Source organism: Bacillus sp. EA-CB0995 (assembly GCF_055814245.1).
In genome coordinates this window covers 3,701,287-3,723,517 of record NZ_CP169269.1, presented here as the reverse complement: position 1 = coordinate 3,723,517, position 22,231 = coordinate 3,701,287, and the positions used below count along the sequence as shown (strand labels likewise).

Genomic DNA, 22,231 nt, shown 5'->3' with positions numbered 1-22,231 from the left:
ACTTGAAAACATTGGAAAGATATGATAATATCATATTCGTACTGATTGACCGAAATATTCATTTGGTCATTATTGGAGGTGACAACATGGCAATTGATCGAAAACGAGCAATTATTGAAGCTGCAACAAAATCTTTTTCCGCTTTTGGTTATAAGGCAACAACAATGGATCAAGTTGCGAAACTTGCAAATGTTGGAAAAGGGACAATTTATACGTTTTTTAAAAATAAAGAAGAGCTGTTTGGTGAAATCATTTCAAATTTAATTAACGAAATGAAGCAAGTCGCAGAAACAGCAATTGATTCAAATGTATCATTTTTTGAAAATGTACATCGTGCCTTATATAGCATTTTAGAATTCCGTAAAGACCATCAACTTATGATTAAGCTTATTCAAGAAGAGCGAGATATGGGCACAAAAGAAGTGCAAGATGTTATGCGGCAATTGGATTCTGAAATTATTACATTTATTAAATCTCGTCTTGAAGTTGCAATTGCAAAAGGTGAAATTATAGCATGTGATCCAGAAATTACCGCATTTATCATGCTTCATCTGTATGTATCGCTTATTTCTGACTGGGAAAAGTATCACGAACCGTTAGAAAAAGAGCATATCGCTGAACTTTTTGAACTATATTTATTAAAGGGATTGTCAAAATAAGATAATCCTCTTATTATTATAAAATATGACCAAGTGAACGTTTCGGTCATGAGTTAGTGGAGGCGGAATTGTAAGAAGATAGCAACGCATACGAGAAGATGAATTGGTCGTTATTTTCTTCTTTTTTTACAAAAACTGACTAAATGAACAAAGTAGTCAATAATTTAGAGGGAGAGTGAAACAATGCGAGGATTTAAATTGCTTGGAAAAGAGTTTGCTACGATTCTTAAAAGCAAAAAAATCTTAGTTCCAATTATTGCAGTATTATTTATTCCAGTATTGTACGCTGGTATGTTCTTATGGGCGTTTTGGGATCCATATAGCCAATTAGATGATTTACCAGTTGCAGTTGTAAACCTTGATGAAGGTGCAGTATATAATGGAAAACCGATTGAAGCCGGTAAGGAACTTGTTGATAATTTAAAAGAAAATAAAAGCTTCAAATGGGAGTTTGTCAGCGACAAAAAAGCAAAAGAGGGAATGGACGATCGTAAATATTACATGACGATCCGCATTCCAAAAGATTTCTCTAAAAATACAACAACACTGTTGGATGAAAACCCTAAAAATCAAAATTAGAGTACATTCCAAATGAAAGTTTAAACTTCTTATCTTCACAAATTGGTGGATCAGCCATTGAAAAAATCAAAGGTGAAGTAGCAAATTCAGTAACGAAAACGTATGCTGAGACAATGTTTGATTCATTAAAAGATGTTTCTAAAGGTTTTGCTGATGCAAGTGAGGGAGCGGGTAAGCTTCATGACGGAACTGGTCAATTAAAAGATGGCTCACAGCAAATCACAAATGGCTTAGGTGACTTAACTAAGAAGGCGAATGATGGATTGAACCAATTAGCAACAGGTTCTAATCAAATTACGAATGGCTTAGGTGAGTTAAATAGTAAAGTAAGTGCTATGCCGAGTGGAGTGAATCAGTTATTAAATGGTTCACAACAAATTACAGGTGGTTTAAATGAACTAACTAATCCTAAAGGGAAATTGCAATCAAATTTAGGTAAGTTATTGAATGGTTCGCAACAAATTACAGATGGATTACATCAGTATACTGATCCACAAGGTGACTATCAATCTGGATTCAAAGCAGCTCAAATAGGTGCACAAGAGATAAGCGCAGGAGCTTCTGGACTTTCACAAGGGGTATCTGAATGGAAGAAACAAGCAGATACACTAAGTGGTGTTGCGCAACAAACAGCAGGAGGAGCTCAACAGGTTTCAAAAAGCTTAGCTGATTTAAATGAACAAATTAAAAATTTACCAGAAGAATATAGAAAACAATTACAGCCTGCTGTTCAAGGAATAATGGAAGGTAGTCAACAAGTTTCCAAAGGTACAGCAGGAGTTGCACAAGGCGTACAAGGGCTAGCTGGAGAAAAAGGTGCTGGAAAAATTGAAGCTGGAGCAACACAACTCGCAAGTGGTGCTGGTGATTTAAATAAAGGAATCAATCAGCTGTCGGAAAAATCAATAGCTGGTTTAAATCAATTGGCAACTGGATCAGGGCAAGTAACAGGAGGACTAGGCCAGTTAGTAGATTCAAAAGGGGAATTCCAAACTGGCTTAAATCAATTAGCAACTGGATCAGGGCAAATAACAGGCGGTTTAAATGAATTAGCGAGTCAATCCGGTCAATTAATAAGTGGAGTAAGTGCTTTACTTGACGGTTCACAACAAATCTCAGGTGGTTTAGGTCAATTCGTAAATCCAAAAGGAGATTTCCAAAGTGGTTTAGCTCAATTACAAGAAGGCTCAGGTCAAGTAACGAATGGATTGGGCGAAGCAAACGACGGTTCAAAAGAACTCGCAACAAAACTTGGCGAGGGCGCTAAAGAAACGAGCGAAGTAAAAGGCGATGAGAAGAAATACGACATGTTCGCTGCTCCGGTGAAAGTGAAAACTGAGAAGGAAGCAGAAGTTCCAAATTACGGAACAGGCTTTACACCGTACTTCTTATCTCTTGGTTTATTCGTTGGAGCACTGTTATTATCTATCGTGTTCCCATTACGTGAAACAGTTGGTATACCGAAATCAGGATTTAGCTGGTTTATTAGTAAGTTTGGTGTACTTTTTGCAGTTGGTGTGATTCAAGCACTTATTGCAGATGCGATATTGCTGTTCTGGTTAGGTGTTGAAGTACAAAGTGTTCCATACTTCGTATTGTTTAGCATTATTACAAGTTTATCATTTATTGCGTTAGTTCAATTTTTAGTAACAGCTTTCAGCGATGCAGGACGTTTTGTTGCGATCTTGACATTGATTTTACAGTTAACAACAAGTGCTGGTACATTCCCACTTGAGTTAATTCCAAAACCATTGCAAATATTTAACGCATGGTTCCCAATGACATATTCTGTATCAGGATTTAAAGCAGTTATTTCAAGTGGAGATTTCAGCTTTATGTGGCACAATGCAGGTATTTTAATGATCTTTATCGTTCTGTTATCACTTGGAACAATTGGTACATTAACTTGGATGCATAAACGTCAATTCGGAAAATTTGCGGAAACAGAATAAATGAAGAATCCTAAAGGTTTGTGGCCTTTAGGATTTTTCATATTATAAAGAGTGGTTTTATGCATATTTGTTTGCATTTTCAGGTATTTTTTGCATGATTATTAATAAAGTGTATTATTAGGAAGGAAAAATAGGCGAAAAAGCTGAAACAACTATAAAGGAAAAACATAAAGTGCATATAGGAGGTTTTTATTATGGAACAAATGAACAAAGTAAACATTGGGGATTATGTTCAGTTTCCTTATCGTGATAACCCATCCTTAAAATTAACTGGATATGTAGTAAACATTTTAATAAATACAGTTGTTGTAGATGTTTCAGAAATGTTAAAGAATGAAGAGCATCAAGATATCGAAGCTCGCCAAGTGGTAAAACATGATCAGTACAAGAAAATAGAAATTTCGAGAGATAATGTTTCATGATGAATACGATAAATATTCTCTATTAGAGAAAATAAATTTTGAAAGCCTTTTCAATAAGGGTTCCTAGTCTCTTCACAAAAAAAGCTAGCAAAGTGCTAGCTTTTTGTATTTTGGATAACGATATATCGTGGTAAAAGAGAAATTTTTACCCATTAACGTGTAATAGATCGAGTCTTTCTTTTTGACGAAGATGATGCTGAAAATGCATATAAATAAGTTGAAACCATTCCGCTGCGTTTAAATAACCTAAGCGTGGATGCTCTACTTTAAAATCACCTGGAATAGTTGATAATTTTGGTTCAATTTCTTTCATTTTTTCGATAAGTTGTAACAGACCTTGTTTCATGTCTTCTTTATTCGTTGGATTGTCTGGTGTATATCCAGGGCGATCAGGTACTTTAATTTGGATGGGAGGAAATGCTCCCATTGCGTAAATTTTTTCTCCAGCGTCTGTTTTATCCCCGCCAATAGCAGCTGTTTGATTTGCACATTTTTCAATAGCTGCTATTTGCATATGGAACGCTGATAAAATTAGATGATTGTACATTTGTCCAAGTGACCATTCTTCATCGGAAGGTTTTTGTATCAATAGTTCTAATGGGTACTTCTCCAGCTCTTTTATATAATATGTTGCTAACTCTTCAAACTTCTCCAAAACTACACTTGTTTTCATGTTACATACTTCCTTTCTTATTATAATTAAGTTCTTTTCTCTTAATATAAAGAAGTATTGCTGATACCATTATGCCAGCAGTAAGAATGAAGAATTACATATTTTTTTGCTAAAGCGTTTGCTGTTACGATTTTTTTGTTACAATTCCGGATAATGGAAAGTGAACGGTCTGTTTGATTCATATATCATCCTTTCTCAGTTTATAAGCTTATCTTATACTACTAATTGCAACACAAAAATAAATTCGAACTATAGAGCCATTTTTCCTGCAGTTTATAGCGTTAATTTACTAGTTTTTAATTTTTACAATATTAATATAGTAAATTCCCGTCAAGGTGTCTTGCGGTTTCCAATTATATACTATATAATTCTAAATAAGAAAACGTTTTCATTCAAAGGGGGAGAATTTCGTGTCGACTATCGAGGACGTAGCGAAATTAGCGGGGTTATCAAGAACAACGGTTTCTCGGGTAATTAATAACCATCCGTATGTATCGGAAGAGAAAAAAGAGAGTACAATTAGCGATGAAGCACCTTGGATTTGTTCCTAATTCTGCGGCGAGAAGACTTCGTAAGCAAAAGACGGAAACGATTGCAGTTTTGGTTCCGCGCGTGACAGATCCTTTTTTCAGTAAATTTATTGAGGCAATTGAAATTGTAGCTTCAGATCATAAATATAAACTGATTATTTGTCAAACAAGATATTTACCAGAAAAAGAGATGGAGTATTTACAATTGTTATCTACGAAACAAGTAGATGGAATTATTTTATGTTCACTTGAAAATCAGTGGGAGGATGTTGAGCCTTATTTACAACATGGACCAATTGTTTTATGCAATGAATATATTGAAGAAGCAAACATTCCAACTGTAAACTTTGATCATGCACAAGGAGCTTACATAGCAGCGAAGCATGTGTTAGATCAAGGATATCGTCATCTTGTCTTCTGTCGGGGGAAAGAGACAAAGGTGATAAATCAGCAGAGAAAAATGGGGTTTTTACGTGCTGTAACAGAAAAAAGCAAACAAGTTGAGTCAATTGATTTCATTGAAAGCGCTTACTCTGTTGAAGATGGAAAAAACATGTTTTATGAGCTTTTGCAAGACAAAAAAATCCTACCGCTATTTTGGCAGGGGGAGATGAAGTCGCAGCAGGAATTATCACAGAAGCAAACAAACACGACTGGAGCATTCCTGACGATTTAGCTGTAGTTGGTTTTGATAATCAGTTCTTATCACAAATTACAGACTCAGGTATTACAACAATCGATCAGCCAATTGATGAAATGGCGCGTAAAGTTGTAGAACTGATGATGGATAAAATTCATACGAAAAATTATCGAAATAAAGAAGTGTACGAGTTTGAACTGGAGCTCTTGGTGAAAGGGTCAACGGTGAAAGGTACAATGATGCCAGCCTAGTAGATGATATCTGCTAGGTTTTTCTTATGTTTACAATCTATTATTCTTCGTGTGTACAATCGTCGCATTTGTTATGATACGCTTCGTGTTGCTCATCAATCTCTTTTCCGCATTGGGAACAAGTTTTTGCCGGTAAATTTCTGAAGAACTCCATTGGTTGATCTATCATGGTAAATCCCTCCATTTCCATTTGTTACTATTATTGTATTAGTACAAATGATTAAAGTCAACAACTGTTTTATAACAAATTTAGAAATAATGAAAATGTGTAGAAAATCCATTATAGTTAAGAATGGAGAATAGAAAGTGAAACAGAGTATGTAAAACAATGATTAAGGGATTAGAAAGGATGAATACATATGAAAATGACAGTTGTTGGCTTTTGGGGCGGTTTTCCAGAAGCGGGAGAAGCAACGTCTGGATATTTATTTGAACACGATGGCTTTCGTTTACTCGTCGACTGTGGCAGCGGTGTACTAGCACAGCTTCAAAAATACATAACGCCTTCTGATATAGATGCGGTTCTGTTATCACATTATCATCACGATCATGTTGCTGATATTGGGGTACTTCAATATGCGCGCTTAATCACAAGTATGACAAATGGTGTATTACCAGAACTGCCGATTTATGGCCATACTTTTGATGCAAAAGGATTTGCATCGTTAACACATACACCGTATACAAAAGGGGTTCCTTACAACCCAGCGGACACATTACAAATTGGTCCATTTTCCATTTCCTTCTTACAAACGGTGCATCCTGCTATATGTTTTGCGATGCGTATTACAGCTGGTGAGAAAACTGTTGTGTATACAGCAGATTCTAGTTACATGCCAAAGTTTGTTTCATTTGCACGAAATGCAGATGTATTTATTTGTGAATGTAACATGTATGCGCATCAAGATGGATCAAAAGCTGGGCATATGAATAGTACAGAAGCAGGAGAAATTGCAAAACAAGCAAATGTAGGAGAGCTGCTTTTAACTCATTTGCCGCATACAGGCAATTTATCTGATTTAGTAGCGGAAGCAAAACAAATTTTTAACGGCCGCACGGTGCTTGCTCATAGCGGTTACGTTTGGGAATCTTGAGGTGAAATGATGTTATTTATTGATAATAAAGGAATTACAGATCCAACGATTAACTTAGCGATTGAAGAATATTGTGTGAAAAACTTAAATATTAACGAAACGTATTTACTGTTTTACATCAATGAGCCATCTATTATTATTGGAAAGAATCAAAATACAGTAGAAGAAATTAATGCTGATTATGTACGTGAAAAGGGAATTCATGTTGTAAGACGTCTTTCTGGAGGCGGCGCTGTGTATCATGATTTAGGAAATTTAAACTTCAGCTTTATTACGAAAGATGATGGAGATAGCTTTAACAATTTTAAAAAGTTTACAGAACCGGTTACAGCAGCGCTTGGAAAATTAGGTATTAACGCAGAATTAAGCGGCCGTAATGATATTTTAGCGGAAGGAAGAAAAATTTCTGGTAACGCTCAGTTTGCGACAAAAGGCCGTATGTTTAGTCATGGTACGTTATTATTTGATTCAGAAATTGACCATGTTGTATCTGCATTAAATGTAAAAATGGATAAAATTCAATCAAAAGGAATTAAATCAATTCGCAGCCGTGTTGCAAATATTGCGGAGTTTTTAAATGAGAAAATTACAATTGAAGAATTTAAACAGCTCCTTTTAGAAAATATTTTTGAAGGAGAAAGTGAAATTCCAACATATGAATTAACGGAAGATGACTGGAAAGAAATCCATAAAATCTCAGAAGAACGTTATCGGAATTGGGAATGGAACTACGGGAAGTCTCCAAAATTTAACTTGAAGCATTCACAACGTTTCCCAGTTGGACAAGTAGATGTTCGGTTAGAAGTACAAAAAGGTGTAGTCTCAGAATGTAAGATTTACGGGGACTTTTTCGGTGTTGAAGATGTACACGACATTGAAGAACGTTTAAGTGGTAAGGTATTTGATAAGGGAGCATTTGCTGAGGCGCTAGCAGATGTAGAAGTGCCACGTTATTTTGGTAATATAACAAAAGAAGATTTCTTATCTTTATTCTTTTAAGTAGATAAAAAAACAGCCATATCTTACGTATGGTTGTTTTTTTATATTTGTTTGATGAAATGTAACTTGCACCCTTAATTTTCTTTTAATATAATGTATTTAGAATTTTTAAAATCTTATAAAAGGTGGGGGTTTTGTGAATCTCGTTCAATCATTAGCCGAAACGGTGAAAATGAAAGGGAACAAGCCGGCTTATATATTTCAGGATCAATCGGTCTCTTATGACCAATTTAACGAATTAGTCATTAAGTTTTCTAGTAGTTTAGCAAAAATGGGTATTGGCAAAGGGGATAATGTCGCATTAATTGTTGGGAATTCACCGCACTTTTTAATTGGTTTATACGGGGCAATGCGTGCAGGAGCCACTGTTATTCCAGTCAATCCTATTTATACACCAGATGAACTATATTACATTTTACAAAATGGAGACGTTAAAGCAATCATCACACTCGACATCCTTCTACCAGTTATGCAATCACTTACATCAAGACTTCCTTCCATCAAGAACATCATCATTTGTGAAACCTCAGCAAATTCAACTCATGAAGAAACTGAAAAAATGAAAACGTTTACGAAATTAGTGGCGGGCGGAGATCTCGCTTTTCAAGGTCCAGATATACAAGAAGAAGACGTTGCCGTTATTTTATATACATCTGGAACGACAGGAAAGCCAAAAGGAGCAATGTTAACGCACAAAAATTTATACAGTAATGCAAGCGATGTCGCTTCGTATTTACAGTATTCAGAGCATGATCGTGTAATTGCAGCGCTGCCGATGTTCCATGTGTTCTGCTTAACGGTTGCTGTTAATGCACCGATTGTAAACGGAGCCACAATTTTAATGTTGCCAAAGTTTAGCCCGAAAGAAGTATTTCGTATTTGCCGTACATACGAAGCTACGATATTTGCGGGTGTACCGACTATGTACAATTATTTATATTTATATGAGGACGCCGGTGCAGAAGATGTTCATACACTTCGTTTTTGTATTTCTGGCGGTGCGTCTATGCCTGTTGCCCTTCTTACAAACTTTGAAAAAAGGTTTGATGTTATTGTTTCGGAAGGGTATGGATTATCAGAAGCATCGCCCGTCACTTGTTTCAATCCGCTTGATCGTTCGCGTAAGCCTGGTTCAATCGGAACGAATGTTCAGAATGTGGAAAACAAAGTTGTAAATGAAATGGGTGAGGAAGTACCAGTTGGCGAAGTTGGAGAATTAATCGTTCGCGGCCCGAATGTAATGAAGGGCTATTACAAAGCGCCGGAGGATACAGCAGCAACAATTCGTGATGGCTGGCTGTATACAGGTGATTTAGCAAAAATGGATGAAGAAGGTTACTTTTACATTGTAGACCGGAAAAAAGATATCGTTCTTGTTGGCGGTTATAATGTTTACCCGCGCGAAGTAGAAGAAGTGTTATATATGCATGAAGCTGTTGCTGAAGTTGTTGTCATCGGTGTTCCAGATGAAAGTTTAGGTGAAGCAGTGAAAGCGTATGTTGTACTGAAAACGAATGCTGTTACAGTGGAAGAGCTTATGGCGTACTGTTCATTACATCTTGCGAAATATAAAGTGCCGAGCAGTATTGAATTTTTAGAAGAACTTCCGAAAAATACGACAGGAAAGATTTTGAGAAGGGCATTAAAAGAGAAGGCGATGCAAGTGTAGAAGGGAATATGAAAATGATTTATCCCGCTATTCGCGGGCAATAAGACCCCTACCTCAAGACTCAGAGAGAATCGAAGAAGATAGGTGGGGGATAACTACCCGTAAAAGCCCGATTGGTTTAACTAATCATCAGCGGGGGATGAAGAAAACCCCTACTGATGGAAGTTTCACTTTATCCTGTAGGTAGTCAGATGGGAATAATTTGAAGAAATTAGATGGAAGAATTGTAGATAGCCGTTTCACCTTATGATGACCGAACAGCACTCAAGATTGTTCATTATATAAGCTTAATCCATTCAACTAATTGTCAGTATTTTAATAAACAGGCAGTCTATTTAGTTTCATAATTAGCGATATATGAATATATTAAATAGAATTCAAATGAAAGAATCACAATGGTTTAAGCTAGAACAAATTTAGAGTGTGATAAGGTGGTAGTAAATGGCGAAAGATTGTAATCAGGAAAACAATACTGGATATCCGAATGCGGATATATCGAAGAAAGAAAAAGAATGTGAAATAGGACCTATGTGTCCAAGTGAGCGTTGCGATGAAGCGCTAGAAATTCGCGTAGAAGCGGCATTTCACCAACAGGATCTTCCTATTCCAAAACAATTATGTAATGGAGATGAAAAACGTTTTTTAAATAAAAGTGCTAATTTTTCTAAAGCTTTACCGCATAATGATTACGGAGAAGTTGAATTGCATGCTTATAAAAGATGGATTAAAGCATTGAAGAAGGGAAAATCAAGTATTTTTGAGCGCTTAATTTTAGGTGGGACTGCGAAACTAGCTAATCCGCAAGCTGCTTATGCATATGGATTAGAAGGGCCAGATAGCCATCATTTAAGTGTAGCTGTACCTCCGGCGTTTAGTAGTGCTTGGGAAGCAAGTGAAATGGCTGAATTATATTGGCATGCATTATTACGTGATGTGCCTTTTACAGAGTATGATACGGATCCACTTACTATTGCAGCTGCTTCTGACCTCTCAAGTTTTTCAGATTTTCGTGGTCCGAAAGTTGGGGGAGTCGTTACGACAGGGACCTTGTTCCGCGGTGAAACATCTGGCGATTTAACTGGTCCTTACATCTCTCAATTTTTGTGGAAAGACGTGCCTTATGGAGCGACAACAATGGTTCAAAAATATCGAACCGCCTTGCCGGATAAAGATTACATGACTTCTAATGAAGAATGGCTGAATATTCAAAATGGTTCATCTTCGCAAAAGATGTTATTTGATTCTACCTCACGCTATATTCGCAATGGACGTGATTTAGGTGAATTTGTTCATCAAGACTTTTCCTATCAAGCTTGTCTTTCTGCATGTTTAATATTACTTAGTTTTGGAGAAGCGGCATTGTCGCCAAGTAATCCGTATTTGCATTCCAAAACGCAAAAGAGTTTTGTTACCTTTGGTGCTCCGCATATTTTAGATTTAGTAGGTAGAACGGCAACGGCAGCACTCGAAGCAGCTTGGTTTCAAAAATTTTTAGTTCATCGTAGAATTCGTCCTGAAGAGTTTGGAGGCCGTGTTCATAATCAGTTAACAGGCGCTGTTCATTATCCAATTCATTCAGAATTATTGAATTCGCAGGCTGTTTCTGAAGTCTTTAACCGATTTGGTACGTATTTATTACCTATGGCTTACCCAGAAGGTTGTCCGACTCATCCAGCATATCCCTCTGGACATGCTAGTATTCTAGGTGCTGGCGTCACTGTATTGAAGGCCTTCTTTAATGAATCATTTGTCATTCCGCAGCCGGTTGTAGCGAACGCTGATGGTCTTTCTTTGCTTCCTTATTTAGGACAACCTTTGAGCGTGGGAGACGAATTAAATAAACTTGCTTCTAATATTGGTATTGGGCGCAATATAGCTGGTGTTCACTGGCGTTCTGATATGACTGAAGGTCTAAAGCTAGGTGAAGCAGTAGCAATTGGAATTCTTCACGATCATAAAGCAACTTATAATGAACAGTTTGGTGGATTCACTTTTACGAAATTCGATGGCACTACTATAACAGTTTAATAGAGTAGTAGGTGGTCGAAAGCATTCAATATTTTTAACCCTCTTTCAGGTGAAGAAGCTGTTCCAAGTAAAATTTTTGGACAGCTTTTTTCTTTATTATACAAATAGTATAATGAAACTATTACATCTAGAAAGAGGGTATTTCTATGGGGAAAATTCACATTATTCATGAAAATAAAGAGTGGACAACTCATCTTATAAAAAGGTTGGAAGAACTTGGACTTCCATATGAAGAATGGCATTTAGACGAAGGTATTGTTGATCTTTCTTCTGTTCCGCCAGAAGGCGTATTTTATAACCGAATGAGCGCTTCTTCTCATACGAGAAATCACCGCTTTGCACCGGAGCTTACGGCTGCTGTACTTGCTTGGTTAGAACAACATAACCGAAAGGTGTTCAATGGAAGCAGAGCATTGCAACTTGAAGTAAGTAAAGTTGCACAATATATGGCACTAAACGCTCAAGGAATTCGTACACCAAAGACAATCGCAGCTGTTGGTAAGGATCATATTATAGAAGCGGCAGCTCAATTTGAAGGCCGTTCATTCATTACGAAACATAACCGCGCTGGAAAAGGATTAGGAGTTCAATTGTTCCAGTCTGTTGCTTCTTTAAAAGATTATGTAGAAAGCGCAGCGTTTGAAGAGCCAGTAGATGGTATTACGTTGATTCAAGAATATATACAAGCTCCTGAACCTTACATTACGCGTTGTGAGTTTGTAGGCGGAAAGTTTGTGTATGCGGTTCAAGTAGATACATCGAAAGGTTTCGAATTATGCCCTGCTGATGCTTGTCAAATTGGAGATTTGTTCTGTCCTGTTGGCGAAAAAGCTCCGGAAAAACCGAAGTTTCAAATCGTTGAAGGATTTAACGACCCAATTATTCAAAAGTATGAGGCTGTTTTGGCCGCTAACAATATAGCAATCGCTGGCATTGAGTTTATTCGAAATGCTGATGGTGAAATTTTCACTTATGATATTAATACGAACACAAACTACAATGCTGATGCCGAAGCAGTTGTTGGAAAGTACGGTATGTTAGAGATTGCGAAGTTTCTTGGCAGTGAATTAGAGAAATTATAATAGAGTGGGAAGAAAGCTGCTAATCGGTAGCTTTCTTTTTATTAAAAAGTTAAAAGTTTTATATAATAAAAGCAAAAAACATCAAGAAGAAAATTCCAGTTCCCTTTATGATAATACATATAAGGCAGGTGAACAGAGATGGAAAGTTATGAAATACAAATTCAAAAGGTAATAGATTATATTGAAGAAGATGTAATGGAAAAGCAAACATTAAAGGATCTAGCTCGTATTGCTGGATTTTCGGAGTTTCATTTCCACCGCGTGTTTCAAGCGTTAGTTGGAGACTCTGTGATGGAGTATGTACGAAAGAGAAAGCTCGCCCGGGCAGCTTATCAGCTTTCTCATACAGAGGAGAAAATTCTCGATGTTGCACTAGAGCACGGCTTTCAATCTCATGAAACGTTCACGCGCGCCTTTAAAAAGCTGTTTCATATGACGCCGAGTGCATATCGAAAGCAAGAGATTCGAACGCCGTTATATTCCAAAGTGAATGTGATGCAGCGGAAATTTAATCCGTATTTAGGAGGAATCCAAATGGAATTTCGTATAGAAACAAAGCCAGCTTTTCAAGTGATTGGGTATGAAATGAAGACAACAAGTAAAGAAGGACAAAATCTAAAAGATATCCCAGCGATGTGGGAAAAGTATTTGCAAAATAATTTGTCGGAAAACATTCCAAACCGTAAGCATACGAACGAATGTGTAGAATTAGGAATGTGTACAGATTTTAATTTAGAAACAGGGGAGATTACGTATATTATCGGAATGGAAGCAACAAGCTTTAATGGTGTGCCAAGTGAGATGGCGTGTCGTACATTCCCGGAAGCAACGTACGCTGTATTTACAACGCCAAAAGTTCCGCACGAAGAAATGGTAGCATCGATTCAGCAAACGTGGAATGCAATCTTTACAGAGTGGTTTCCGCATTCTGGCTACGAACATTCTGGTGTTGTAGAGTTTGAATTATATGATGAGCGGTGCCATGCAGATAAGCACGAGCTTGCACAACTAGAGATTTGGTTACCGGTGCAAAAGAAAAAGTAAAAGAGACTGCTCCCCAAAGGCACTTACGTGCCTTTGGGGAGCAGTTTCTTACTGTGTACGTATGTTGAATATTGCCGAAGCGCCGATATATACAGAAAAGCGCTGATATCGTATTATTTGTCTGTTGCAATAGAAGCAATATATATGGTAAGTTGCGATATTTTTTAACATAAAAATCGCTGCAATGCAGCACAAAAAATGACCTGCACTTGCTTTCTCTCTTTGTTTTAACTTCGCCAGTGGCAGGAAAAGGCCCTGAACGCTTCTAGGCATGGCCAGATGCTCTTGCCCACCTAAAAAAGGTTTTGTCGGTTTTTCAATTTGTATTTTTACAGTTCCTCTTTAATTTTCTCTAACACTTGTTTACTATCAAACCCGCGTTCTCCCATACCAAATACTTCGATTAAACGATTGTTTTCATCTAGTAGATAAGAGTTTGAAGTATGAATGTAAAGACCGCTTCCAGGATCGCGATAGCGGAAGTTAAAAGATTCGGCTAATTGTTTCGTTTCTTCCTCATCGCCGCGCAGCAGGTGCCAACCTTTCGTTTGTTTCATGTCAAACGTTTTGGAGTAATTTTCTAGCACTTCTTTCGTATCGTATTTCGGATCAATGGTAATTGTAATAAATTCGATTTTTGTTCCGAAAACTTTCTCTTTCATAAGCTCATCTCGTAAATATTTCATTTTATATGTTGTAACAGGACAAATATCTGGACATTTTGTATACATAAACTCTACTAATTTTAATTTTTTCGGTAATTGATCAAATGATACAGATGCGCCGTTTACATCTTCCATAACAATCCCCTTTGGTATTTCCGCTGATACTTTTCGGTAACTTGTAAAATAAAAAATTCCAATCCCGATTGCGATAATAAGTCCTAACGTAAAGGTAATATACAGTTTTTTCATTCCAATCCCCCCAATTTTATTTTATAAGAAAAGTCTGAAAAATGAGGAGGTATGAGTGAATATTACATGACAATTCATCGTATTAGCTTGTTCTATTTTTCGAGGAACGAACTACAATAATAATAGACAGGCAGCGATGAGGAGGAGAAAACATGCGAAAAGTGATGAGCTGGGCACTTTTTTTGTACGTGTTATTTGCTTTGTTTATATATTGGTATTTATTTGGATGGAATCATGAGATGATACCAGAAATGTACAAAGGAACGAGTGCAGATCCAGCAACATTTATGAATGCAAGGGAGCTGACACTTAGTCAAGATTACTCTCGGGTGAAAAATTTATTATTTTTCTTAGCGACGCCGTTGCAATGGATTGTTTTATTATTTGTACTCATTTTCGGTGTATCAAAGCGGTTTGAAAAATGGGCGAAAGATACAACAAAAGTACGGGTACTGCAAATTGCGATTTATTTGTTTTATTTATCACTTGTGACAACAGCGCTATCATTGCCACTGCAATGGATTGGTCATCAAGTGTCTGTTGATTACGGCATTTCTACGCAATCAACGGCAAATTGGATAAAGGAACATGTGCTTGATTTTTGGATCAACTTTTTCCTTATGTTTCTCACGGTGTCTGTGCTATTATGGCTTATTAAAAAATATCCAAAACGTTGGTGGCTATATGGCTGGGCGCTCTCGGTTCCATTCACCATCTTTTTAACGTTTATTCAGCCGGTAGTTATTGATCCGCTATATAATCATTTTTCCACGTTGCATAATAAGGAGCTCGAGAAAAAGATTTTAACATTAGCAGATAAAGCAAATATTCCAGCGGAGCATGTGTATGAAGTGAATATGTCAGAGAAAACAAATGCGTTAAATGCATATGTAACGGGGATCGGCTCGAATTCTCGCATCGTTTTATGGGATACAACACTCGAGCAGTTAAAAGATAAAGAGATATTATTTATTATGGCACATGAAATGGGTCATTACGTGATGAAGCATATATATTGGGGCGTTGGAAGTTATATTGTCTTAACTTTCGTTGGCATGTACCTTATTAACCGCATTATTCAAGCGTGTATTCGTAAGTGGGGAGATACGCTGCATATTTCTAAGATAGCTAGTTTCTCAGTTTTACCACTATTTTTCCTTGTATCTTCTATGCTTTCCTTTGCGGTAAGTCCTGCAACAAATTACGTATCGCGCATTGAAGAGAGAGCGGCCGATCAATATGCATTAGACATGACGAAGGATAATCAGTCAGGGGTCAAAACATTTCAATATTTATCAAAGACGAGTTTAAGTCAGGTGAATCCGCCGGCTTTGGTGAAATTTTTCTTGTATACGCATCCGCCAATTTTTGAGAGAATTCATACGTTTGAGGAGTATAAGAGGAAATAATCATTAAGAACAGCAATTGTTTATCCCGCTATTCGCGGGCAGTAAGCCCCACTGAGGGAAGTTTCACTTTATTAAGACCAAAATTCGAAAAGAACAAGTAGATGTCTATTATAAAGACTAGAATCTACTTGTTCTTTTCTTGTTACAGTTTAAATCGCTAATTTACAGTGTGAATGTTATATCTTGATCACTTAGATCAGAGTCAAATACATTTGCGGTACTAACCCCATTAAAAATTTTTAGTGTTTTTGCTGCATTTGATGATCCAGAACCAAGGTGTTCTTTAATTCGGAATTGAGGATTTACATTGTATTTGTCACCTAAATTTACATTCCCATTACATTTTGAAATGATAATGCTGTCAACAATTGCAGGCATGCTCTCCACCTCTTTTTTATTTTTATCCTGATTGGACGGGCTTTCCATCAGTGGGGGATGAAAAAACCACTGAGGGAAGTTTCACTTTATTGTATGCTGTTCATTTTGAAAAAAAGTTTGTTCATAAAAATAAGTATAATGATAGGACATTCTTTTTTTGTTTGTGGAAAATATAGTAAAATAAAAATATGCAGCAAGGGGGATAGAAATGAAAAAGATTGCTCCGAAAACAAATCTTGAAAGAGGGTTAGATGGTTTGTCACTTATTGGAATAGTTGTGATGCTTATATATATTGGATTCATTTGGCCGTCTTTACCGCATAGGATTCCAACTCATTTTGGATTAAATGGAGAAGCGGACGGATTTGGTGGAAAAGGGAATATTTTTATTCATCCAATTGTTGGTTTAGGATTATATGTATTATTTCATGTTTTAAGCCGTTTTCCTCAGTTATTTAACTATCCTTCCCATGTTACAGAAGAACAAAAACAACAATTATACATTCACTCGCGCACATTATTAGGATGGTTACAGTTTGAAATTATTATATTTGGCGTATATAGTACTTGGGAAAATGCGCAAATTGCAATGCAAAGAGAAGTTGGATTTTCTACTATTTCGTTTGTTATATTTCTCATTATATTATTTAGTACAATCATATTTTATATAGCTAGAAGTTTACGGATGATATGAAAAAATTACCCTTTAAATATGAATCTATGAAGAAGTTGACGAAATGTCAGCTTTTTATTTTTATAAAAAAATATTTTTTTGACCCCTATAAAATTTTCATTCCCTCCGAATATGTATAGTGAAGAAAGCAAATGGAGGAATAAATAATATGAAAAAGGTACTATTAAAAGGAACTATGGTAACTATGATGGCATGCAGTCCGTTTCTAATGGGAACAGCAGCGTATGCTAGCGAAAACACAGACGCAGTAAAAACAACGGAAACAGAAAAACCATCTTTAGTACAAGGCGACTTCTTTTATTTCGTGAAAACGACGGTGGAAGATATTAAAATGGCTCTTGCGTCAAACGATTTAGAGAAGGCGAAGCTATTGTCTGAGCAAGCTGCGGAACGAATTGCTGAGGCGAGTGTACTAAACGAAAAAGGAAAAGATGATCTTACACAAGATACATTAGAAAAAGCGGCAGAGGACTTAGAAAAAGCAGATAAGCTTTCAGGTGAAGAGAAAGCAGAAACAGAAAAGCCTGCTGGTGAAGAGAAAGCAGAAACAGAAAAGCCTGCTGGCGAAGAGAAAGCAGAAACAGAAAAGCCTGCTGGTGAAGAGAAAGCAGAAACAGAAAAGCCTGCTGGTGAAGAGAAAGTAGAAACAGAAAAGCCTGCTGGCGAAGAGAAAGTAGAAACAGAAAAGCCTGCTGGTGAAGAGAAAACAAAGACAGAAAAGCCTGTTAGCAAAGAAGAAAAAGAAGCAGCGAAAGTAAAAGTACATATCGGAAACAACATCGAAGCATTAGCAAAAGTGCTTGATAAAGTGAAAAATCCGAAAGCAAAAGCTGCAATTGCCAAAAATATAGAGAAGAGTTTTTCAAAGATTGCAGCTAAAATAGAGAAAGAACAAGAAAAACAAGCTAATGCTATTGCAAAAGAAAGCAAAAAAACAGATCAAAATACAGAAGTAACTCCAGAACAACCGGCACAGCCAGAACAACCGGCACAACCAGAACAACCGGCACAACCAGAACAAGCAGCACAACCAGAACAAGCAGCGCAACCGGCACAACCAGCACAACCAGCACAACCGGCACAGCCAGCGCATGCAGCACAGCCAGCGCACGCAGCGCATGCAGCACAACCGGCACAGCCAGCACAACCAGCACAACCAGCACAACCAGCACATAAAACGGCTGTTTCCCATGAGAAGCATGAGCAATCAAACCAAAAGGGTCAAACAGAAAACGAAGATCATCAAGGAAACAATAATCATCAAGGAAACGATGATCATCAAGACAACGGTAAAAAAGTTGGTCACGACAAGCAAGAAGATAAGCAGTAAGAAAATGTGGTATAATGGTCACTTCTTTAGTGACCATTTTGCTATTTGAAGCAAAAAGGGGGAGAGGGGGATTACTAGTGTTGAGTTTAATGATGAAAATCATAAAAAAACCGGCCATAGAAGATATAGTATTTGACATACAAAACAACGTAGGAGATAAGGAAGTTTTTATCGCACAGTATCGGCCTTTTATTCGAAAATCAATATCGTCTGTCTGCCGCCGATATATTACGGAGCAGGATGATGAATATAGCATTGGGCTGTTTGCGTTTAATCAAGCAATTGAACAATATTCATATAAAAAAGGAAAATCTTTTCTTGCGTTTGCTGAGCTTCTTATAAAAAGAGATGTAATTGACTATATACGCAAGGAGTCTAGGCATAATCTCGTCTTTTTAAAAGAAGACCAGCAAGAGGAAATGGTAGAGATGCAGGCATCGCTTACGGAGTATATGAAAGAGATGGAAAACAGTAACCGTAAGGAGGAAATTCTTCATTTTCAAAGTGTACTAGACGAATTTAAAATCACATTTGTAGAGCTTGCTAAGGAATCTCCAAAGCATCGTGATACGCGTGAGCACTTAATAGAAATTGCAAAGATTATTATAAAAGAAGAGAAAATGATAGAAGAGTTGTTCCGAAAGAAAAAGTTACCGCTTAAACAAATTGAACCGCGTGTTAGGGCAAGTCGGAAAACGTTGGAGCGACATAGGAAATACATTATTGCAATGTGTATTATCTTTACAAACAATTATACATATATTCTTGATTATATAAGAGGGGGGAAGAATGATGAATAAAGGGATTGTGATGGATATTAAAAAACATCGCGTGGTTGTTTTAACGCCAGGCGGAGAGTTTATCACGTTTAAAAGAAAATCGCACTCTTATATGATTGGAGAGGAAGTCTCGTTTAACGAACAAGAACAAAGAGTACCGCGTTTTTCAATCCCTTCTTTCTTAAAACCTGCATCGCTGCTTGTTGCTTGTTTTCTATGTGTGTTTCTGTTTTTCTACAACCAACCGGAAGAAAAAGCACTCGCTTATGTCTCTGTTGACATTAATCCAAGTTTAGAGGCGAGTGTAACAAAGGATCTTCGTGTTATAGAATTGCGAGCTTGTAATGATGATGGAAAGCGCATTTTAAAAGAAATGAAACGATGGAAAAATCAACCTTTGCAGGATGTAGTGCATACCATTGTAAAGCAAAGCCAAGAGGATGGATACTTAACGAATGACAAGCAAGTTATGTTAACATCTGTTGCAAAGGAAAAGTCGCTAGAACCGCAGTTGCAAAAGGCTATGCAAGAGTTAAAGAAAGAGTATGAGACAAAACATGTTGCAGTCGTATATCAAGACAGTACTATGCAAGTGCGCGAGAATGCCGAGAAAGCAGGAGTCGGCACAGGTGTTTATATAAAGCAAGAGAATGAGAAGAAGAAATCGGTTGCTCCGCCGCCGTCTAATCAGGAGCAACAGCCTCCAGAGGTACAATCGCAACCAGAGTCACCACCGGATGCATCATCGAATTCGTCTTCTGTAAAGGAAGAAAAATACGAGGAGCAAGGGCAAAACGAACAAAAGCAATCCCAGGAACAGCAGCCCCAGCAACCAAAAAGAAATAATGGGCATCAAGAAGAAAACAAAGATCAAGAGTATAAAAAAGAACAGAAACAAGAATATAAAGAACAGAAACAAGAAAATAAAGAGTATAAAAAAGAACAGAAACAAGAAGATAAAGAGTATAAAAAAGAACAGAAACAAGAAGACAAAGAGCATAAAAAAGAAGACAAATAAGTCCCTGCTCCAAAACATGAGGGGAAAGAAAAATCTATAGAGTATTTAAAAAGCATAGGGTGTTGTACACCTTATGCTTTTTTTATCCCGCTATTTGCGGGCGGTAAGACCCCTACTGATGGAAGTTTCGCTTTATGTAAAAATTGGAAATGAAACTTCATCTTCAAAACGTACGGGGCGTAGCCTAGTTTAAGGTTGGAGTTTTCATCTGCAGCTACTTTTGCGTAATTTAGACCTGAATATGCCTCAACTTAACTCGGTTATTGCGATTGTAATAACTATATATTTCGTTTTTAAATTTATGTAATAAGTATGGATAAACCAATTTTTGAATATTGTTAAAATATTCAAAAAAATTCTTCCTTTTCTGATTTTTTGTTATATAATATAAACATAAAATTAAATCTGTTATAAAACAGTTTAAAGAGAAGGAGATGCTAATATGTCGACACAAACTTCACGGGTCACACTCGTTGGAGAAATATTACCGGCGTATTTGGAGATTTTGACACCAGAAGCACTCTCGTTTTTAAAAGAGCTGCATAAGAATTTTAACGAGCGCCGTAAAGAATTACTACAGAAACGAATAGAAAAACAAAAGAGAATTGATACAGGAGAGTTGCTGCATTTTTTAGAGGAAACTGCACATGTACGAGCGGATGATTGGACCATTGCGCCGCTTCCGGATGATTTACAAGACCGCCGCGTAGAAATTACAGGGCCGGTTGATCGCAAGATGGTTATAAATGCTTTGAATTCAGGAGCACATGTATTTATGGCAGATTTTGAAGATTCTAATGCACCGACATGGCAGAATTCGATTGAAGGACAAATAAATTTACGAGATGCAGTTAAGGGAACGATTTCATATAACAATCCAAACGGAAAAGAGTATCGTCTTAATAAACAAACAGCTGTATTAATGGTGCGTCCGCGTGGTTGGCATTTACAAGAAAAGCATTTGTTAGTAGACGGTGAAGAAATATCAGGAAGCTTATTAGATTTTGGATTGTTCTTTTTTCATAATGCAAAAGAGTTAATCAAAAAGGAAGCGGTCCATACTTTTACTTACCGAAAATGGAGAGTTATTTAGAAGCAAGACTATGGAATGATGTGTTCGTATTTGCACAAAAATACATTGGTATTCCAAATGGAACGATTAAAGCAACCGCACTTTTAGAAACGATTCATGCTTCATTTGAGATGGATGAAATTTTATATGAGCTTCGTGATCATTCAGCAGGGTTAAATTGCGGACGTTGGGATTATATTTTTAGCTTCTTAAAAACTTTCCGCAATCATAAACAGTTTCTACTTCCGGACCGGGCGCAGGTAACAATGAGTGTTCCTTTTATGCGCGCTTATTGCTTGCGCGTTATTCAAACGTGCCATCGCCGCAATGCACCGGCAATTGGTGGGATGGCGGCACAAATTCCAATTAAGAACGATTCGGCAGCGAATGAAGCAGCATTTGAGAAAGTGCGCGCTGATAAAGAGCGTGAGGCGTGTGATGGACATGATGGGACTTGGATTGCCCATCCGGGACTTGTACCTGTAGCGATGGAAGTATTTGATCGCATTATGAAAACACCAAATCAAATATATCGAAAACGAGAAGAAATTAGTATAAACGAACAAGACTTATTAGAAGTTCCAATGGGAACGATTACAGAAGCTGGCCTTCGTACAAATATTAGCGTGGGGATTCAATATATTGCATCATGGTTAAGTGGCAGAGGAGCAGCACCAATTTATAACTTAATGGAAGATGCAGCAACTGCAGAAATTTCACGTGCGCAAGTGTGGCAATGGATTCGTCATGAGGAAGGCAAATTAGAAGATGGACGAAAGATTACATTTGCATTAGTAGAACAGTTCAAAGCAGAAGAGTTAATAAAAATAGAGCAGGAGATTGGCAGCGATCGTTTTGAAAAAGAACGATTTATAGAAGCTACGAAACTATTTACTACTCTTGTTATGAATGATGAATTTGTGCCGTTTTTAACGTTACCGGGGTATGAAATTTTATAAAGTGAAGTCTCCATCAGTGGAGTCTTACTGCCCGCAAATAGCGGGATAAATGAAGA

At 37.1% G+C, this 22,231-nt stretch carries 18 protein-coding genes and 3 pseudogenes; 17 read left to right on the top strand and 4 right to left on the bottom strand.

Annotated elements, in window-relative coordinates:
• Window positions 1–86: 86 nt before the first annotated feature.
• The 4 genes from ACEWFJ_RS19170 to ACEWFJ_RS19155 all read left to right on the top strand — a co-directional run bounded on the left by ACEWFJ_RS19170 (window position 87) and on the right by ACEWFJ_RS19155 (window position 3,612).
• Window positions 87–659 carry a TetR/AcrR family transcriptional regulator gene (locus tag ACEWFJ_RS19170; protein ID WP_429708243.1) on the top strand — a complete coding sequence of 191 codons (573 nt, stop codon included), beginning with the start codon at window positions 87–89 and terminating at the stop codon, window positions 657–659.
• Between the two features lie 183 nt (window positions 660–842).
• Window positions 843–1,238 carry a YhgE/Pip domain-containing protein gene (locus ACEWFJ_RS19165; protein WP_473689550.1) on the top strand — a complete coding sequence of 132 codons (396 nt, stop codon included), beginning with the start codon at window positions 843–845 and terminating at the stop codon, window positions 1,236–1,238.
• Between the two features lie 113 nt (window positions 1,239–1,351).
• Window positions 1,352–3,190 (top strand): YhgE/Pip family protein, encoded by a 1,839-nt coding sequence (locus ACEWFJ_RS19160; protein WP_473689549.1) that lies wholly within the window; start codon window positions 1,352–1,354, stop codon window positions 3,188–3,190.
• A gap of 194 nt (window positions 3,191–3,384) precedes the next feature.
• Window positions 3,385–3,612, top strand: a complete 228-nt coding sequence (locus tag ACEWFJ_RS19155; RefSeq protein WP_429718620.1) for a DUF2187 family protein — start codon at window positions 3,385–3,387, stop codon at window positions 3,610–3,612.
• Window positions 3,613–3,757: 145 nt separating this feature from the next.
• Here the strand turns inward: ACEWFJ_RS19155 and ACEWFJ_RS19150 are convergent, their stop codons facing one another.
• Window positions 3,758–4,285: a DinB family protein gene (locus tag ACEWFJ_RS19150; RefSeq protein WP_473689547.1), complete on the bottom strand. Its 528-nt coding sequence runs from the start codon at window positions 4,283–4,285 to the stop codon at window positions 3,758–3,760.
• A gap of 410 nt (window positions 4,286–4,695) precedes the next feature.
• Here ACEWFJ_RS19150 and ACEWFJ_RS19145 point away from each other — a divergent pair.
• A pseudogene (locus tag ACEWFJ_RS19145) lies at window positions 4,696–5,706 on the top strand (LacI family DNA-binding transcriptional regulator).
• A 40-nt stretch (window positions 5,707–5,746) separates the two neighbouring features.
• Here ACEWFJ_RS19145 and yhfH read toward each other — a convergent pair.
• On the bottom strand, window positions 5,747–5,875 hold the full coding sequence (yhfH, locus tag ACEWFJ_RS19140; RefSeq protein ID WP_429708253.1) for a protein YhfH: 129 nt from the start codon (window positions 5,873–5,875) through the stop codon (window positions 5,747–5,749).
• Window positions 5,876–6,065: 190 nt separating this feature from the next.
• Here yhfH and ACEWFJ_RS19135 point away from each other — a divergent pair, with 190 nt between their 5' ends.
• From ACEWFJ_RS19135 to ACEWFJ_RS19110, 6 genes are all read left to right on the top strand, one after another.
• Entirely contained in the window at window positions 6,066–6,800 is a 735-nt protein-coding gene (locus tag ACEWFJ_RS19135; protein ID WP_473689546.1) for an MBL fold metallo-hydrolase, read from the top strand.
• A gap of 9 nt (window positions 6,801–6,809) precedes the next feature.
• Window positions 6,810–7,799 carry a lipoate--protein ligase gene (locus ACEWFJ_RS19130; protein WP_473692598.1) on the top strand — a complete coding sequence of 330 codons (990 nt, stop codon included), beginning with the start codon at window positions 6,810–6,812 and terminating at the stop codon, window positions 7,797–7,799.
• Between the two features lie 136 nt (window positions 7,800–7,935).
• Entirely contained in the window at window positions 7,936–9,468 is a 1,533-nt protein-coding gene (locus ACEWFJ_RS19125; RefSeq protein ID WP_473689545.1) for a fatty acid--CoA ligase family protein, read from the top strand.
• 528 nt (window positions 9,469–9,996) lie between these two features.
• Window positions 9,997–11,496 carry a vanadium-dependent haloperoxidase gene (locus tag ACEWFJ_RS19120; protein WP_473692596.1) on the top strand — a complete coding sequence of 500 codons (1,500 nt, stop codon included), beginning with the start codon at window positions 9,997–9,999 and terminating at the stop codon, window positions 11,494–11,496.
• Window positions 11,497–11,642: 146 nt separating this feature from the next.
• Complete coding sequence (locus ACEWFJ_RS19115; protein WP_473689544.1) at window positions 11,643–12,578, top strand: ATP-grasp domain-containing protein; 936 nt, start codon at window positions 11,643–11,645, stop codon at window positions 12,576–12,578.
• Between the two features lie 138 nt (window positions 12,579–12,716).
• The gene (locus ACEWFJ_RS19110) at window positions 12,717–13,622 is read left to right on the top strand and encodes an AraC family transcriptional regulator (RefSeq protein ID WP_473689543.1); all 906 of its coding nucleotides are present in this window, start codon (window positions 12,717–12,719) and stop codon (window positions 13,620–13,622) included.
• Window positions 13,623–13,951: 329 nt separating this feature from the next.
• Here ACEWFJ_RS19110 and ACEWFJ_RS19105 read toward each other — a convergent pair whose 3' ends face one another.
• Window positions 13,952–14,536, bottom strand: a complete 585-nt coding sequence (locus tag ACEWFJ_RS19105) for an SCO family protein (protein ID WP_473689542.1) — start codon at window positions 14,534–14,536, stop codon at window positions 13,952–13,954.
• A 152-nt stretch (window positions 14,537–14,688) separates the two neighbouring features.
• On the opposite strand from ACEWFJ_RS19105, the gene ACEWFJ_RS19100 reads away from it, so the two are divergent.
• On the top strand, window positions 14,689–15,945 hold the full coding sequence (locus tag ACEWFJ_RS19100) for a M48 family metallopeptidase (protein WP_473689541.1): 1,257 nt from the start codon (window positions 14,689–14,691) through the stop codon (window positions 15,943–15,945).
• 162 nt (window positions 15,946–16,107) lie between these two features.
• Here ACEWFJ_RS19100 and ACEWFJ_RS19095 read toward each other — a convergent pair whose 3' ends face one another.
• A complete protein-coding gene (locus ACEWFJ_RS19095) occupies window positions 16,108–16,323 on the bottom strand; it encodes a spore germination protein (RefSeq protein ID WP_098306072.1) in 216 nt (71 codons plus the stop codon).
• A gap of 208 nt (window positions 16,324–16,531) precedes the next feature.
• On the opposite strand from ACEWFJ_RS19095, the gene ACEWFJ_RS19090 reads away from it, so the two are divergent.
• From ACEWFJ_RS19090 to aceB, 5 genes and pseudogenes are all read left to right on the top strand, one after another.
• Window positions 16,532–17,017 (top strand): DUF1648 domain-containing protein, encoded by a 486-nt coding sequence (locus ACEWFJ_RS19090; RefSeq protein ID WP_473689540.1) that lies wholly within the window; start codon window positions 16,532–16,534, stop codon window positions 17,015–17,017.
• Window positions 17,018–17,165: 148 nt separating this feature from the next.
• Entirely contained in the window at window positions 17,166–18,347 is a 1,182-nt protein-coding gene (locus ACEWFJ_RS19085) for a DUF5667 domain-containing protein (protein WP_473689539.1), read from the top strand.
• Window positions 18,348–18,424: 77 nt separating this feature from the next.
• Window positions 18,425–19,147, top strand: coding sequence for an RNA polymerase sigma factor SigI (sigI, locus tag ACEWFJ_RS19080; RefSeq protein WP_473689538.1), 723 nt, complete (start codon window positions 18,425–18,427; stop codon window positions 19,145–19,147).
• A pseudogene (locus tag ACEWFJ_RS19075) lies at window positions 19,140–19,991 on the top strand (anti-sigma factor domain-containing protein); the annotation flags it as partial. The gene sigI and the pseudogene ACEWFJ_RS19075, both read left to right, overlap by 8 nt.
• Window positions 19,992–20,586: 595 nt before the next feature.
• A pseudogene (gene aceB / locus ACEWFJ_RS19070) lies at window positions 20,587–22,175 on the top strand (malate synthase A).
• Window positions 22,176–22,231 lie beyond the last annotated feature (56 nt).

What these genes read in the sequence shown, in the direction of transcription:
- ACEWFJ_RS19170 (WP_429708243.1), top strand. Translation starts at nt 87, where the DNA reads ATGGCAATTGATCGAAAACGAGCAATTATTGAAGCTGCAACAAAATCT.
- ACEWFJ_RS19095 (WP_098306072.1), bottom strand. Translation starts at nt 16,323, where the DNA reads ATGCCTGCAATTGTTGACAGCATTATCATTTCAAAATGTAATGGGAAT.
- ACEWFJ_RS19085 (WP_473689539.1), top strand. Translation starts at nt 17,166, where the DNA reads ATGAAAAAGGTACTATTAAAAGGAACTATGGTAACTATGATGGCATGC.
- ACEWFJ_RS19165 (WP_473689550.1), top strand. Translation starts at nt 843, where the DNA reads ATGCGAGGATTTAAATTGCTTGGAAAAGAGTTTGCTACGATTCTTAAA.
- ACEWFJ_RS19135 (WP_473689546.1), top strand. Translation starts at nt 6,066, where the DNA reads ATGAAAATGACAGTTGTTGGCTTTTGGGGCGGTTTTCCAGAAGCGGGA.
- ACEWFJ_RS19130 (WP_473692598.1), top strand. Translation starts at nt 6,810, where the DNA reads ATGTTATTTATTGATAATAAAGGAATTACAGATCCAACGATTAACTTA.
- ACEWFJ_RS19105 (WP_473689542.1), bottom strand. Translation starts at nt 14,536, where the DNA reads ATGAAAAAACTGTATATTACCTTTACGTTAGGACTTATTATCGCAATC.
- ACEWFJ_RS19100 (WP_473689541.1), top strand. Translation starts at nt 14,689, where the DNA reads ATGCGAAAAGTGATGAGCTGGGCACTTTTTTTGTACGTGTTATTTGCT.
- ACEWFJ_RS19115 (WP_473689544.1), top strand. Translation starts at nt 11,643, where the DNA reads ATGGGGAAAATTCACATTATTCATGAAAATAAAGAGTGGACAACTCAT.
- ACEWFJ_RS19155 (WP_429718620.1), top strand. Translation starts at nt 3,385, where the DNA reads ATGGAACAAATGAACAAAGTAAACATTGGGGATTATGTTCAGTTTCCT.
- yhfH (WP_429708253.1), bottom strand. Translation starts at nt 5,875, where the DNA reads ATGATAGATCAACCAATGGAGTTCTTCAGAAATTTACCGGCAAAAACT.
- ACEWFJ_RS19110 (WP_473689543.1), top strand. Translation starts at nt 12,717, where the DNA reads ATGGAAAGTTATGAAATACAAATTCAAAAGGTAATAGATTATATTGAA.
- ACEWFJ_RS19160 (WP_473689549.1), top strand. Translation starts at nt 1,352, where the DNA reads ATGTTTGATTCATTAAAAGATGTTTCTAAAGGTTTTGCTGATGCAAGT.
- ACEWFJ_RS19090 (WP_473689540.1), top strand. Translation starts at nt 16,532, where the DNA reads ATGAAAAAGATTGCTCCGAAAACAAATCTTGAAAGAGGGTTAGATGGT.
- ACEWFJ_RS19120 (WP_473692596.1), top strand. Translation starts at nt 9,997, where the DNA reads ATGTGTCCAAGTGAGCGTTGCGATGAAGCGCTAGAAATTCGCGTAGAA.
- ACEWFJ_RS19150 (WP_473689547.1), bottom strand. Translation starts at nt 4,285, where the DNA reads ATGAAAACAAGTGTAGTTTTGGAGAAGTTTGAAGAGTTAGCAACATAT.